The 14,819-nt window shown below is 33.4% G+C and carries 18 protein-coding genes and 1 riboswitch; of the genes, 1 reads left to right on the top strand and 17 read right to left on the bottom strand.

What is annotated here, in order from left to right; all coding sequences use genetic code 11:
- Positions 1 to 58: 58 nt before the first annotated feature.
- Positions 59 to 158: riboswitch (TPP riboswitch) on the bottom strand.
- A gap of 182 nt (positions 159 to 340) precedes the next feature.
- Together LFT63_RS05500 and LFT63_RS05505 are read right to left on the bottom strand one after the other, a co-directional pair.
- Positions 341 to 1,069, bottom strand: coding sequence for a transglycosylase family protein (locus tag LFT63_RS05500; RefSeq protein ID WP_029056185.1), 729 nt, complete (start codon positions 1,067 to 1,069; stop codon positions 341 to 343).
- A 406-nt stretch (positions 1,070 to 1,475) separates the two neighbouring features.
- Positions 1,476 to 1,859 (bottom strand): single-stranded DNA-binding protein, encoded by a 384-nt coding sequence (locus LFT63_RS05505; RefSeq protein WP_017636762.1) that lies wholly within the window; start codon positions 1,857 to 1,859, stop codon positions 1,476 to 1,478.
- Positions 1,860 to 2,044: 185 nt separating this feature from the next.
- On the opposite strand from LFT63_RS05505, the gene LFT63_RS05510 reads away from it, so the two are divergent.
- Positions 2,045 to 2,485, top strand: a complete 441-nt coding sequence (locus LFT63_RS05510; RefSeq protein WP_017636763.1) for a YwpF-like family protein — start codon at positions 2,045 to 2,047, stop codon at positions 2,483 to 2,485.
- 58 nt (positions 2,486 to 2,543) lie between these two features.
- On the opposite strand, the gene fabZ is transcribed toward LFT63_RS05510, so the two are convergent.
- From fabZ to glyA, 15 genes are all read right to left on the bottom strand, one after another.
- A complete protein-coding gene (gene fabZ / locus LFT63_RS05515) occupies positions 2,544 to 2,984 on the bottom strand; it encodes a 3-hydroxyacyl-ACP dehydratase FabZ (RefSeq protein ID WP_002451649.1) in 441 nt (146 codons plus the stop codon).
- Positions 2,985 to 3,019: 35 nt separating this feature from the next.
- A complete protein-coding gene (murA, locus tag LFT63_RS05520; protein WP_340768243.1) occupies positions 3,020 to 4,285 on the bottom strand; it encodes a UDP-N-acetylglucosamine 1-carboxyvinyltransferase in 1,266 nt (421 codons plus the stop codon).
- A 111-nt stretch (positions 4,286 to 4,396) separates the two neighbouring features.
- Entirely contained in the window at positions 4,397 to 4,630 is a 234-nt protein-coding gene (locus tag LFT63_RS05525; protein ID WP_017636765.1) for a DUF1146 family protein, read from the bottom strand.
- A gap of 150 nt (positions 4,631 to 4,780) precedes the next feature.
- The gene (locus LFT63_RS05530; RefSeq protein WP_017636766.1) at positions 4,781 to 5,182 is read right to left on the bottom strand and encodes a F0F1 ATP synthase subunit epsilon; all 402 of its coding nucleotides are present in this window, start codon (positions 5,180 to 5,182) and stop codon (positions 4,781 to 4,783) included.
- Between the two features lie 19 nt (positions 5,183 to 5,201).
- Positions 5,202 to 6,614 (bottom strand): F0F1 ATP synthase subunit beta, encoded by a 1,413-nt coding sequence (gene atpD / locus LFT63_RS05535; RefSeq protein ID WP_017636767.1) that lies wholly within the window; start codon positions 6,612 to 6,614, stop codon positions 5,202 to 5,204.
- 21 nt (positions 6,615 to 6,635) lie between these two features.
- On the bottom strand, positions 6,636 to 7,502 hold the full coding sequence (gene atpG, locus LFT63_RS05540; protein WP_017636768.1) for an ATP synthase F1 subunit gamma: 867 nt from the start codon (positions 7,500 to 7,502) through the stop codon (positions 6,636 to 6,638).
- 30 nt (positions 7,503 to 7,532) lie between these two features.
- The gene (gene atpA / locus LFT63_RS05545) at positions 7,533 to 9,041 is read right to left on the bottom strand and encodes a F0F1 ATP synthase subunit alpha (RefSeq protein WP_017636769.1); all 1,509 of its coding nucleotides are present in this window, start codon (positions 9,039 to 9,041) and stop codon (positions 7,533 to 7,535) included.
- A 22-nt stretch (positions 9,042 to 9,063) separates the two neighbouring features.
- Positions 9,064 to 9,603, bottom strand: a complete 540-nt coding sequence (locus LFT63_RS05550; RefSeq protein WP_017636770.1) for a F0F1 ATP synthase subunit delta — start codon at positions 9,601 to 9,603, stop codon at positions 9,064 to 9,066.
- Positions 9,603 to 10,124 carry a F0F1 ATP synthase subunit B gene (locus tag LFT63_RS05555; protein ID WP_017636771.1) on the bottom strand — a complete coding sequence of 174 codons (522 nt, stop codon included), beginning with the start codon at positions 10,122 to 10,124 and terminating at the stop codon, positions 9,603 to 9,605. Before LFT63_RS05555 ends, LFT63_RS05550 begins: the two co-directional genes overlap by 1 nt.
- Before the next feature lie 95 nt (positions 10,125 to 10,219).
- Entirely contained in the window at positions 10,220 to 10,432 is a 213-nt protein-coding gene (atpE, locus tag LFT63_RS05560) for a F0F1 ATP synthase subunit C (protein WP_001048816.1), read from the bottom strand.
- Between the two features lie 39 nt (positions 10,433 to 10,471).
- Entirely contained in the window at positions 10,472 to 11,200 is a 729-nt protein-coding gene (gene atpB, locus LFT63_RS05565) for a F0F1 ATP synthase subunit A (RefSeq protein WP_017636772.1), read from the bottom strand.
- Between the two features lie 25 nt (positions 11,201 to 11,225).
- Positions 11,226 to 11,576, bottom strand: coding sequence for an ATP synthase subunit I (locus LFT63_RS05570; RefSeq protein ID WP_081581205.1), 351 nt, complete (start codon positions 11,574 to 11,576; stop codon positions 11,226 to 11,228).
- Between the two features lie 161 nt (positions 11,577 to 11,737).
- A complete protein-coding gene (gene wecB / locus LFT63_RS05575; protein ID WP_029056182.1) occupies positions 11,738 to 12,874 on the bottom strand; it encodes a non-hydrolyzing UDP-N-acetylglucosamine 2-epimerase in 1,137 nt (378 codons plus the stop codon).
- A gap of 25 nt (positions 12,875 to 12,899) precedes the next feature.
- Positions 12,900 to 13,529, bottom strand: a complete 630-nt coding sequence (gene upp, locus LFT63_RS05580) for a uracil phosphoribosyltransferase (protein ID WP_017636774.1) — start codon at positions 13,527 to 13,529, stop codon at positions 12,900 to 12,902.
- Positions 13,530 to 13,565: 36 nt separating this feature from the next.
- Positions 13,566 to 14,804, bottom strand: coding sequence for a serine hydroxymethyltransferase (gene glyA, locus LFT63_RS05585; protein WP_029056180.1), 1,239 nt, complete (start codon positions 14,802 to 14,804; stop codon positions 13,566 to 13,568).
- Between the last annotated feature and the right edge of the window lie 15 nt (positions 14,805 to 14,819).

Raw genomic sequence — 14,819 nt, forward strand, 5'->3', positions numbered from 1 at the left:
AATAAAAAACTACTTCCCAAATAGGAAAGTAGTTAATATCAAGGTTAATATGCGCCTTTAATAATAAATACTACTTTCCTACGTTGGTGCTAACCAAATCAGGTTGTAAGGGTCTGAATAAAATTCATCTCAGCCATAAGGCTCCCCTAGTAGTTTTCTTTTAAATTACTGTCATATATAACATTAGCAAAATAAATACATGAAATCAATTATCTAAAAGTTTCATTTATTAATTTAATAAAAATTCATAGACAATTGAAATTTCCACGTTTTTAAACTAAGTCATTTTTATGATAAAAAAATTCACCCTATCAAAATAGGGTGAAAGAAATATCTTATATTATGCAGTTACCCATTGGCTTGGGCCAGCTGTATCATATAATTTTTGAGCTGCAGCGTCTTGAACGTGTTCAGGAGCACTTGAAGCTGGTTGACCTTGATATTCAGATGGAGCTACTGAATCCCAAGTTGATTGTAAGAATTGATACTTACCTGAAGCACCAGTTGATGGGTTTGTAGCATGAATGTCGCCACCTGATTCACGTTGAGCGATTTGTTTTAAGTGATCATTTACGTTTACAGATGAACCACTTGAAGCTTCGCTTGAGCTTGATTGATTATTTGAAGTAGTTTCTTGTTGTGGTTGTTGAGTTTGTTCAGTTTGTGGTGCTGAAACTTGTTCAGGTTGAGCTGATTTTGATTGTTGTTGATTGCTTACTTCTTGTGCAGAAGTTTCGTTAGTTGATGCTGAAGCTTGTTCACTTACATCTTGTTGTGGTTGAGCTTGAGTATTTGAAGCTTCAGTTGATTGACCAGATTGGTGATAATCCCATGAGAAGTTTGTACCATCTGATTCAAAGTGATAAGTGAAACCATTGTAATCGAATGTATAGTTATAAGCACCTTCTTGGATAGGGCTTTCGTTTAATGTTTGATCATTTGATTGAGCTTTTTGAGCTAATTCTGCTTCATTAATATTTGCTTCGCTTGCGTGTGCGTCGTGTCCAGCATTACCTGCTACAACGCCTAATCCTACTGCTAGTGATGATGCAATAATTGTTTTTTTCATTATTAAAAAATCCTCCTAAAAGTGATTTGTTTTCTTTAACTAATTTACAAATACTACTGTAACATCCATAAATTCCTTGCAGGTTACAGCCAAATAAAAATGAAAGCTATTTTTTTACGTGCGAATTACATTATATTTTAGTGTAATTTTAAATTTTATCCTTTATGAAAACTGCCATGACAGTTTATATAATACATATGTCTGTGATGTGTTTGTAATACAATTGAAATCTATCAGATAATTCTGACGTGAATTGAATCAATTTTCCTGTATAAACTAATAAATAAACGACCTTTTTTAATATTAATTTAAAAAAGGTCGCTCGAGTATAATTGAAAGATGATAATTTATATTAAGATAGGATAAAGTATAAATAATTGGGAGTTATTGAATAATTAATGGATGTCTAACCTATATTAAAGAGTTCATTTGACTCTTCATCATATTCGTTAGAGAGGATATTGGATTCTTTTGCCTTAGAGGACATAAATTTAATTGTTTCTACATATAGTTCTGTTACAAAATGAGTCTGGTTATCTTTTTCATATTTTCGCGATCGCATTTGACCAGTTATTCCTACTAGTGAACCTTGATGTGTATATTTTTCAATGTTACTTGCAGTTTTGCCAAATGCTTTACAATATAGATAATCGCATGCAATCTCATTATTTTGATCTTTATAATTTCTTTCAGTAGCTACACAAAAAGTTGCTACTTTATTACCGTCCTCCTTTTCATAAATTTGGGCATCTTTAGTAAGTCTGCCAACTATAACTATTTTGTTTAACATGTGTCACCTCCTCTTACCTATTATAATAATTATTTCTCTCATTACCGTCAAAATGCTATTTTTTCAAAATATATAGCTATTTACCCTTAATTTTTGATATATTTAAAGAAAATAATCAAAAATTGTATACTCCAATTAAAAATAAATCATTTTTTGTAAATATAAAACAAATGGGAAGTGACTTTATGAAGACATTTAAAGCTGTACGTTTTCAAATCGTAAGTGAAAACGGTGGTGTGACTGAATATGAGTTAGAAGATGGTGTCATTATTAATAAAGAAGGTAGTGGCACTGGTTGGTTACTAGAAATTGTAATTTCAAATGAACATTATCACACGTTTAAAGACTATATAGATAATGATAAATTATTAGATATTCGTGTCGTAATTACTAGACCTGCAAATGATCCTGCATTATTTGATGCCACTGTTAAAAGTGTTAAGCAATTTGATAAAACAATGTCAGTCGTATTTGAATGCCATATCTATACTTTACGTCAAGTTTATGCCGAAAGTTTATTAGAAGAACTTGTCGATGATGGATTAACTGGTGAAGAATTGAAAAAAACATTCAACCGTATGATGCAATCTAAACCTAAACTTAAAGATGAAAAATTTGAAAGATAATGACGCATATTAAAAGCCTACAGTCAGAATATCCTGATTGTAGGCTTTAGTTTATGATTTATTTTGCATCTTGTATTGCAAATGTTAGTTCACAACTACAAGCCAATTGGCCATCTACAGTTGCTTTTGCAGTTCCTTTACCAATTGGTCCTTTAATTTTAGTTATTTCTACTTCTAACATTAGTGTATCTCCTGGTGTAACCTGTCTTTTAAATCGACATTTATCAATACCTGCGAATAAAGCTATTTTACCTTTATTTTCTTCACTGTTTAACATTGCTACTGCACCAGTTTGAGCTAATGCTTCAGTAATTAATACACCAGGCATAACAGCGTAATCTGGAAAATGCCCTTGGAAGAATGGTTCATTACCTGAAACTTGTTTTAATCCAACGCAACGTTTACCTTCTTCGTATTCAACTACTCTATCTATTAATAAAAATGGTTGTCTATGAGGGATAATTTGTTTTATTTGATTATAATCGAAAATTGTTTCCATGATGTTTAAACCTCCATATTTGAATGAAAAATTAATTAGTCATTAATGCGTTTGATATCTGCACCTAATGATTTTAATTTACCATGTAAATCTACATAGCCTCTGTCTAAGTGTTTTAATTCAGTTACTTGTGTTGTTCCTTCTGCAACTAAACCAGCTAAAATTAATGCTGCAGCAGCTCTTAAGTCAGTCGCTTTAACTTGTGCACCTTGAAGATTGCTTTTGCCTTCAATTTTAGCACTTCTACCTTCTACATCGATATTTGCATTCATTCTACGAAACTCAGCAACGTGCATAAATCTATTTTCAAACACTGTTTCTGTGATTACTTTGTGACCATTTGCAGTCAATAGTAAAGCCATCATTTGAGATTGCATATCTGTAGGGAATCCTGGATGTGGTAATGTTTTAACATCTACTGGGTTTAAATCTCCATCAGCAGATACTCGGATACCATCTTCTAAATATTCTAAGTTAACTCCCATTTCTTCAAGTTTATAAACTAAACTAGACATGTGTTCTTTGATTGCGTCACGTACAATGATGTCTCCACGAGTGATTGCGCCAGCGATTAATAATGTACCTGCTTCAATTCTATCTGGAATAATAGAATGTTCTACACCAGTTAAATGATCGACACCATGAATTGTAATCGTATCAGTACCTGCTCCAGTGATTTTACCGCCCATTTCATTGATATAATTAGCTAAGTCAACAATTTCTGGTTCTTTTGCAGCATTTTCTAATACTGTTTTTCCTGAAGCTAATGAAGCAGCCATGATTAAGTTTTGAGTACCGCCTACACTTGGAAAATCTAAATGTATAGAAGCACCTTTTAAACCATCTTTAGCATTTGCATAAATATTTCCATTTTCTAAATGAATTTCTGCACCTAATGCCTCGAATCCTTTAATATGTTGTTCAATTGGACGACTTCCAATTGAACATCCACCTGGTAAAGCCACTATTGCATGGCCTAAACGAGCTAATAAAGGTCCCATTACTAAGATACTTGCACGCATTTTACTCACATATTCATATGGTGCTTCTTCATTTAATGTATTAGTAGCATCAACTACTACCGCATTTTCTTCTTTTTTATACGTAACATCAGCATTTAAAGTTGATAATACGTTGTTTATAGTTTCTACATCGCTTAATGCTGGTACATTTACTAATTTACTAGTACCTTCTGAAGCTAATAATGAAGCTGTTAATACAGGTAAAACTGCATTTTTAGCACCTTCTACTTTAACTTCACCTTTTAGTTGGTTACCACCATTAATTACTATTTTATCCATCTTAAATCCTCCACTTAAATCTCCTAGTTATTTACATTTCCCTACTATATAAAATTTATCATTCAATAATATATTATATCCGTTTTTCATTATGAAAAAACTAAAAAAGAACTATTTCATTATATATTTTAATTGAGTGGAAAACTGTAACAAATCAATTATAAAATTACTAACACTAGTACCTAATAATATAGCAAAAAATATCATGCATATTTGAATTTGTTTCGTATAACCTTTTTTAAAAAATTGATCGAGGCGAATTGCATTTAATGCCCAGTAAGCTATACATATACATATCACATGTAAAATTAAATGTATTATCGCAAATTGTCCTAGATAATCCATATTTTACTCCTTAGAATTGATTACTGTATAACATTGTACATGAAATAACATAATAATGATACTACTATTAACTGCAAAAACAGAAGATTTGTATGTATATTAAAAGGCTTGGAAATACCTTAAATGGTGAATTTCCAAGCCTTTTATAATTTATTTAAGTTCAGCCACACGTAAACGGTTATTTGCACGTTCTAACGCTCTTTTGGCTCTATTTATGTCACTATTATCATCATTATCTAAATGTGATTCTGCTCTTGCTTTCGCTAATTTAGCTCTTTCAACATCGATTTCAGTAGCAGTTTCAGCTGTTTGGACAATAATTGATAGTTGATGTTGTCTAACTTCTACAAACCCATCACTAACAGCTACATATTCATTTCCATTATGAAAATTCACTTTTACGTAGCCAGTTTTTAATGCAGAAACGGTTGGAATGTGTCCATTCATCACACCCATTTCGCCAGCTGTAGTTTGTAAAACAGCTAGTTCTACATCATCTCGTTCATAGATAGAACCATTAGGAGTGACAATTTCTAGGCTTAATGTATTCATTATCCATACCTCCTAATTATTAGACTTCAACACCCATGTCTTTAGCCTTCGCAATTACATCTTGCATGCTACCTACTAAACGGAATGCATCTTCAGGAATATGATCATATTTACCTTCTAAGATATCTTTGAAATCAGCTACAGTTGTTTTAACTGGAACATAAGATCCTTTTTGACCAGTAAATTGTTCAGCAACGTGGAAGTTTTGTGATAAGAAGAATTGAATTCTACGTGCACGTTCTACTGTTTGTCTATCTTCTTCAGATAATTCATCCATACCTAGAATCGCAATAATATCTTGTAATTCTCTGTATTTTTGTAATGTAGATTGTACATCACGTGCAACTTCATAATGCTCTTGTCCAACTATTGAAGGTTCTAATGCTCTAGAAGTTGAAGCTAATGGGTCAACAGCTGGGTAGATACCCATTTCTGTTAATTTACGCTCTAAGTTTGTAGTTGAATCTAAGTGAGCAAATGCTGTTGCTGGTGCTGGGTCAGTATAGTCATCGGCTGGTACGAACACTGCTTGAATAGATGTTACAGAACCTTTATTTGTAGACGTAATACGTTCTTGTAATTGACCCATTTCTGTAGCAAGTGTAGGTTGGTAACCAACGGCTGAAGGCATACGACCTAATAACGCTGATACCTCTGAACCTGCTTGCGTAAATCTGAAAATGTTATCAATGAATAATAAAACGTCTTGTCCTTGTTCATCACGGAAGTATTCTGCCATTGTTAAACCAGATAAAGCAACACGCATACGTGCGCCAGGTGGTTCGTTCATTTGACCAAATACCATTGCTGTTTTCTTAATTACGCCACTATCGCTCATTTCATAGTATAAATCATTACCTTCACGAGTTCGTTCACCAACACCGGCGAATACTGAAATACCACCATGTTCTTGAGCAATATTGTTAATTAATTCTTGAATTAATACTGTTTTACCTACTCCGGCACCACCGAATAATCCAACTTTACCACCTTTAATGTAAGGTGCTAATAAATCTACAACTTTAATACCTGTTTCAAGAATTTCTACTTCAGTAGATAATTCATCAAATCCAGGTGATTGTCTATGAATAGGATCACGACGAACTGAATCATCAAGTTTTTCTTCTAAGTCAATCGTGTCACCTAGTACGTTAAACACTCTTCCTAGTGTTTCGTCACCAACAGGTACACTAATGTCTTTACCTGTATCTTTAACATCCATGCCTCTTTGAACACCATCAGTTGAATCCATTGCGATTGTACGAACAACGTCATCACCTAATTGTAGTGCAACTTCTAGTGTTAAGCTAACTGTTCCTTCTTCTTTTGGAACTTCAATAATAAGGGCATTATTAATATCAGGGACTTCGTTATGTTCAAAACGAACATCAATGACAGGACCCATAACTTGAGTTACACGGCCAATTCCCATGCTATTTTCCTCCTTTTAATTTTATTCAAGTGCTGCCGAACCACCAACAATTTCAGTGATTTGTTGTGTGATTGCTGCTTGTCTAGCTCTGTTATATTCTAATGATAAGTCATCAATAAGTTCTGTAGCATTATCAGAAGCATTTTTCATTGCAGTCATACGTGACGCATGCTCACTTGCTTTAGCATCTAAAATCGTACCATATATTAAACTTTCAACATATTGCGGTAAGATGACGCTTAAGATAGATTCTTTATCGGGTTCAAATTCATATGTAGACATATGACCATGACCTTGACTTGAATCTTCTTGAGATAATGGAAGAACCTTTTTAGTAGTAGGTTTATTTTCTAATACACTGACATAATGACTATAGTAAATATTCAATTCATCAATATTTTCTTCACTATATAAATCAATTGCGTGTTTTGCTAGCGCTTGAACAGATTTAAATGAAGGTTGGTCTGGTAGTTCAACTAATGAATTTTCTATTTCGTAGCCTCGTGTTTTAAGGAAGTCAACACCTTGTTGACCTAAAACAACAATGCTATATTCACTACTATCATTATGCTTTTCTTTGATGTCACTTATTAATTTTTTAAGAACGTTGGCACTATAAGCACCCGCTAATCCTTTATCACTTGTTATGACAAGATAACCACTACGTTTTACATCTCTTTGACGAAGCATAGGATGGTTTGAATTCTTGTTAGAACCAGCTACTGCTGTAATAGCATCTTGCATTTTATCCATATAAGGCTTGAATTGTTTAGTATTGTTTTCAGCTCTACGTAATTTAGAACTTGAAACCATGTTCATCGCCTTAGTGATTTGTTTCATCTTTTTGGTTGATTTTATACGTGTATCTATTTCTTTTAGAGAAGCCACTATCTCACCACCTTTAATTACTATTCTTTATTATTCTGATTTACTAAAGCTTTTTTTGAATTCGGTAATTGCAGAATCAAATTTATCAGCATCTGGTAAAGCACCAGTTTCTCTGATTTCAGAAAGTAATTCTGTCGCATTTGAAGCTGCCCAGTGGTTTAATTCATCCTCAAAACGAGTAATATCTTCAACAGGAATATCGTCTAAATATCCTTTAGTTAATGCAAAGATAATTAATACTTGGTTTTCTACAGGAAGTGGTTTATTTTGATCTTGTTTTAAGATTTCAACAGTACGTTTACCACGTTCTAATTTTTTAGCTGTGAATTCATCTAAATCAGAACCAAATTGAGCAAATGATTCTAATTCTCTATAAGAAGCAAGGTCTAAACGTAAAGTACCTGCTACTTTTTTCATCGCTTTAATTTGAGCAGAACCACCAACACGTGATACTGATTGTCCAGCGTTAATCGCAGGTCTTACACCTGAGAAGAATAAATCAGATTGTAAGAAAATTTGTCCATCAGTAATTGAAATAACGTTTGTTGGAACATAAGCTGAAATGTCTCCTGCTTGAGTTTCAATGATTGGTAACGCAGTAATAGATCCGCCACCTAAATCATCATTTAACTTAGCTGCTCTTTCAAGTAATCTACTATGTAGATAGAACACATCACCAGGGTATGCTTCACGGCCTGGAGGTCTACGTAATAATAATGAAAGTTCACGATAAGCTGATGCTTGTTTAGTTAAATCATCATAAACGATTAAAACATGTTTACCGTTAAACATGAACTCTTCGCCCATTGTTACACCTGAATATGGCGCGATATATAATAATGGCGCTGGTTCAGCTGCTGATGCAGATACAACGATTGTATAATCTAAAGCGCCAGCTTGTCTTAATTTTTCTACATTGGCTCTTACAGTTGAATCTTTTTGACCAATAGCTACATAGATACAAATTGTATCTTCATTTTTTTGGTTTAAGATTGTATCAATTGCAACAGTTGTTTTACCTGTTTGACGGTCACCAATGATTAACTCACGTTGACCACGTCCAATTGGCACTAATGCATCGATAGCTTTAATACCAGTTTGTAATGGTTCATCAACTGATTTACGATCCATTACTCCAGTTGCTTTTTTCTCAACTGGTCTTGTTTTTGTTGCGTTGATAGGACCTTGTCCATCGATAGGTTGACCTAATGGATTTACTACTCGTCCAATTAGTTCGTCACCTACAGGTACTTCCATAATACGTCCTGTACGTTTAACTTCGTCACCTTCACTAATATCTGTGTATGGTCCTAAGATAACCACACCAACATTAGATTCTTCAAGGTTTTGTGCTAAACCGAGCACGCCGTTTTGGAATTCTACTAGCTCACCAGCCATAACGTCATTTAATCCGTGAATTAATGCGATACCATCACCAATTTGTAATACTGTACCAACATCTGTTACGGACATTTCTGACTCATAATTCTCAATTTGTGAGCGAAGTAATGCACTGATTTCTTCAGCTTTTATGGCCATCTATGTCACTCCTCTTTATTAATTAGTTTGCTCTTTTAAATTTACGTTGTAATTGAATAAGATCATTTTTAACACTGCCATCCATAACAGTCGTGCCGACCTTAACTCTAAAACCACCAATTAAATCTTGATTAATTTTAGTACTAACAATTACTTTAGATAAGTTTGTTTGTTGTTTAACTAGTTCAACGATTTTTGATATTTCTTCATCATTTAAATCATATGTTGATTCTATTAATGCGAAATCTTGATTGTTATGTTGATTATACTGTGATTGAAAAGCTTTAAAGACATCTTCAATGTGTGAAAGATGACGATTTTCCGCTAGCACTTTCAACATATTAACAATGTACTGATTAGCATTACCATAAACCTCTCCTACAAAGTTTTGACGCTTTTGTAATGTAAGTTTAGGATTGCTATCAATGGCTTTTAAATCATTAATGTAATCGAATGAAGAATGACTAATTGTTTCTAATTCTTCATAAATGCTATCCAATTGATTTGTATCTGCAGAAACATCAAACAATGCCTTTGCGTATTTGTCAGCGATTTTTGTCATTATTTATCGCCTGCCTCTTTTAGATACTTTTCAACTAATTCTTTTTGATCTTGCTCTGAAATTTCTTTTCTAAGAACTTTAGAAGCAATAAGAACTGATAATTCAGATACTTGGTTATTAATATCTGCAATGGCACGTTCTTTTTGACTATTAATTTCACTTTGAGCAGTTTCAATCATGCCATTAGCTCTAACGTTTGCTTCATGAATGATTTCTTCATGTTGTTTACGTGCTTGAACTTTCGCATCTTCTAGAATTTTTTGAACTTCATCTTGAGTTTCTTTAAGTGTCTGTTTATTTTCTTCTTCAAGTTTTTGTGCATTTAATTTAGCTTGTTCCGCATCGTCGATATCTTTGTTGATATCACGTTCACGTTTATCCATTATTTCTTTTAATGGACCCCAAGCAAATTTTTTCAATAACGCTAATAGGACAATAAAAGTAAAAATTTGAACTATTACTGTGCCCCATTCAACGCCTGAAGCTGCACCGATAACGAACATATTAGCTGTTGCAGTCACGGGATCATGACACTCCTTTCGTCAAAATAATCATTAAGCAATAAAAAATAAAACGAACGGCGAGAGTCTATTAGACTTCGCCTTAAATAAATGTCTTATCCAGCAAATGTCATGAATGCAATTACAACACCGATGATAGGTAAAGCCTCAACTAAACCAACACCAATGAACATAATACCCATTAATTGACCACGAGCTTCTGGTTGACGTGCTACACCTTCTACTGTTCTAGATACGATAAGACCGTTACCGATACCTGCACCTAATGCTGATAAACCAATTGCGATTGCCGCTGCGATTAAATTCATAATAAATTTTCCTCCTAAGATTGTATATAATTTTTAAATTTAGTGTCCATCTGCCACTTTGTGTGACATGTAAACCATTGAAAGCATAATGAAGATATATGCTTGTATTGTACCTACAAAGATTGAGAATCCTTGCCAAACAATTAAACCAGGTATACTAATTATCCAACCCCATGCTGGTTCTTGGAAGAATAATCCAGCTAATAAGCTTAGTAATAGTTCACCTGCAAAGATATTACCATATAAACGTAGTCCAAGTGTTAATGTTGAAGTAAACTCTTCAAACACGTTTATAATTGCAAGTGGCCAAAACGGTTGAACATAACCTTTGAAATAATTCTTTGTACCACGCATTTTAATACCATAATAATGTGTTAATAGAATAACAGTAGTTGACAATGTCAATGTAACTGTTGCATCTGCGGTAGGTGATTTCCACCATAAGTAGTGATCTTTAGTTACTATTGCAAATGGTAAACCTAACATATTAGAAATGAAGATGTATAAAATTAATGTCACTGCTAAGAAGTGAAAATGTCCACCTTTTTTCCATGCCATATTACCTTCGATGATGCCTCTAACAAAGTCAAAAACCCATTCAATAAAGTTCTGTTTACCAGTTGGTCGTTTCTTTAAATTACGTGTACAAATAATTGCTAGTAAAAAAACGAGAACTGCTGTAATTAACACCATCATTACACTTGCCATGTTAAATACAAGGTCAAAACCGAAAATATCCAAACTTACTTTCGGGTCTTTATGATCCATATTCTCACCTCTTTCGTTTTAAATTTTACTCCCTATTAAGTAGAGGGCGACAGATGATTACGATATAAGAAATCATTAGCCCTATTAACACCCCAATGATATTGATGTGATCTTTAAAGAAAAACCATATTATACACACGACAATAGCCACTAAATATCTCCACATATTTCCTGTTGATATATGGTTTGACTCAGCTTTTTGTGCATGAAATAAATAGATCTCAAAGATGTATGTATTAACTAAAGATCCACATGTACCAATAATCAAACCTAATAAAAAAGGATGGGGTGAAAAGAGATACAATATACCTAATAATATCAATAAATAGAGATAATATTGTATATATTGTTTGAAAATGATGTAGAAACGACCCATTTGTTTGCCTCCGAGTGTCTTATACAATCATGTAAACCGTTCCACTCATACAATCTAAATGATAATATAGCGCCTACAACGGTGTCAATTCTATTCAAATTGTTGTTGAATTTTAAGCTAAAATTGTCACAAATTAGCCACATTTAAACGGTATACATCTTTTATTGTTTAAAATCTTTTGGTTTTTCACTTATTAAATCAAAATAATATTTGATATGATTTACAATTCTATTAGAAGCGCTTCCATCTCCATATGGATTATTTGCCTCACTCATACTCTTGTAAAGGTTTTTATCTTCTAACAATTTTTTGGTTTCTTTATAGACATTATTCATCGAAGTACCAACTACTTTTAATGTACCAGCTTCAACACCTTCAGGTCTCTCAGTATTATCTCTTAATACTAATACTGGTTTGTGTAATGAAGGGGCTTCTTCTTGAATCCCTCCAGAGTCTGTCAAAATGAGATGCGCTTGTTTAGCAAAATTGTGAAAATCTAAAACATCTAAAGGTTCAATAAGTTCTATTCTGTCATGTTTGCCTAAAATATGTTGTGCAATATCACGAACTTTAGGATTCATATGCACTGGATAAACAACTACGAGTGACTCATCTTCATCTACAAGCTTTCTAACAGCTTTAAAAATATGTTCCATTGGTTCACCAATGTTTTCGCGACGATGTGCAGTTAATAACAATATTCTTTTATTCTTATGTCTATTTAAAATGTCAGAATGATAATCGTCATTAACTGTATAATTTAATGCGTCAATCGCTGTATTACCAGTTACCACAACTGAGTTTATATCCTTACCTTCGTCAAGCAAATGTTTCCTAGCATTGAAAGTCGGTGCAAAATGAATGTCAGTTAGTACGCCTACCATTTGTCTATTCATTTCTTCTGGATAAGGTGAATATTTATCATAACTTCGTAATCCAGCCTCAACGTGACCTATTGGTACTTGATTATAAAACGCTGCTAGACTTCCTGAAAATGTAGTCGCTGTATCTCCGTGTACCAATACCATATTAGGTTTAACATGTTTGATGATAGATTCCAGTTCAATCATTGATTTTGAAGTTATTTCTGAAAGTGTCTGTCCTTCTTTCATAATATTCAAATCATAATCAGGAACAATATCAAACGTTTTTAATACAGCGTCTAGCATTTCTCTATGTTGAGCTGTAACAACCACGCATACTTCCAACTGCTCATCGTTTTCAATTGCTTTAACTAGTGGCGCCATTTTAATAGCTTCCGGCCTAGTTCCAAATATAGTCATAATTTTTTTCTTCAAACGTATCTATCTCCGTTTTCAATATCTATTTCGTACCGAATAATCGATCTCCTGCGTCACCTAATCCAGGTGTAATATAAGCTTTGTCATTAAGTTTCTCATCTAATGCTGCAATATAAATATCAACATCATCATGAGCTTCTTTCATTTTTTCAACACCTTCTGGGGCAGCAATTAAGCACATGAAACGAATATTTTTAGCACCTTTGTTTTTCAATGAAGTAATAGCTTCAATTGCAGATGCTCCTGTTGCCAACATCGGATCCACAACGATGATTTCTCGTTCATCAATATCTTGAGGCATTTTAGAGAAGTATTCTACTGCTTTAAGTGTTTCAGGATCACGATATAAACCGATGTGCCCTACTCTTGCTGCAGGAACTAAACTTAAAATACCTTCAGTCATGCCTAGTCCAGCTCTTAAAATAGGTACAATTGCTAATTTTTTACCTGCTAAGCGTTTAGCTGTCATTTTAGTTACTGGAGTTTCAATTTCAACATCTTGTAACTCTAGATCTCTTGTAACTTCGTATGCCATAAGCATACCAACTTCATCTACTAGTTCTCTAAACTCTTTAGTTCCAGTACGAGCATCACGAATGTAACTCAATTTGTGTTGAATTAATGGATGATCAAATACATGTACTTTACTCATTTTCATTTCCTCCAATATTCTGTATATCCTTGTATTTTATTGATATAAAGGATATTTTTCAGTTAACGCTAAAACACGCGTTTTTGCTTCTTTTAATTTAGCTTCATCTTCATGATTGTTTAAAGCTAAACCAATAATTTTTGCTACTTCTTCAAATGCTTTTTCATCAAAACCACGAGTAGTGGCTGCTGGTGTTCCTAATCTAATACCACTTGTAACAAATGGCTTTTCTTGATCAAATGGAATAGTATTTTTATTGCAAGTAATGCCAACGCTATCAAGTGTTTCTTCTGCAACTTTACCAGTAATATTTACAGAGCCTTTAACGTCTACAGCTACTAAGTGATTATCTGTACCACCTGAAACGATTCTAAATCCTTCTTTTGAAAGGGTATCCGCTAATGTTTGTGCATTTTTAATCACTTGCTTTTGATAAACTTTAAAATTATTGTCTAAAGCTTCACCAAATGCTACTGCTTTTGCTGCGATAACATGTTCTAAAGGACCACCTTGAATACCAGGGAAAATCGTTTTATCTATTGCCTTTTTGTATTCTTCTTTACATAAAATCATGCCACCACGTGGTCCACGTAATGTTTTATGTGTTGTTGTAGTAACAAAGTCAGCATATTCAACTGGGTTTTGGTGTAAACCTGCAGCGACTAAACCAGCAATATGAGCCATATCCACCATTAATTTAGCGCCAACTTCATCAGCTATTTCTTTAAATTTTTTGAAATCAATTTGACGTGAATAAGCAGATGCACCTGCGACAATTAATTTAGGTTTATGTTCAATTGCTAATCTACGTACTTCGTCATAATTAATAAGTTCTGTATCTTTATCTACACCATATTCGACAAAATTATAAGATTTACCACTAAAATTAACTGGTGAACCATGAGTTAAATGACCACCGTGACTTAAATTCATGCCTAAAACAGTATCTCCATATTCTAATGCTACTAAATAAACTGCCATATTAGCTTGAGAACCAGAGTGAGGCTGAACATTAACATGTTCTGCTCCAAATAATGCTTTAGCACGGTCGATTGCTACTGATTCTGTAACGTCTACAAATTCACAGCCACCATAATAACGACGGCCTGGATAACCTTCCGCATATTTATTAGTTAATACAGATCCTTGTGCTTCCATAACAGCTTCTGAAACAAAGTTTTCAGATGCAATTAACTCAATATTATTATTTTGTCGATTAAACTCTTTCTCAATAGCTTCAAAAATCACTTTATCTTGCTTTTCGATGTAAGACATATAATCCCCTTCTTT

It is taken from the genome of Staphylococcus sp. FSL H8-0121 (genome assembly GCF_038008425.1).
GTDB classification, from domain to species: domain Bacteria; phylum Bacillota; class Bacilli; order Staphylococcales; family Staphylococcaceae; genus Staphylococcus; species Staphylococcus pasteuri.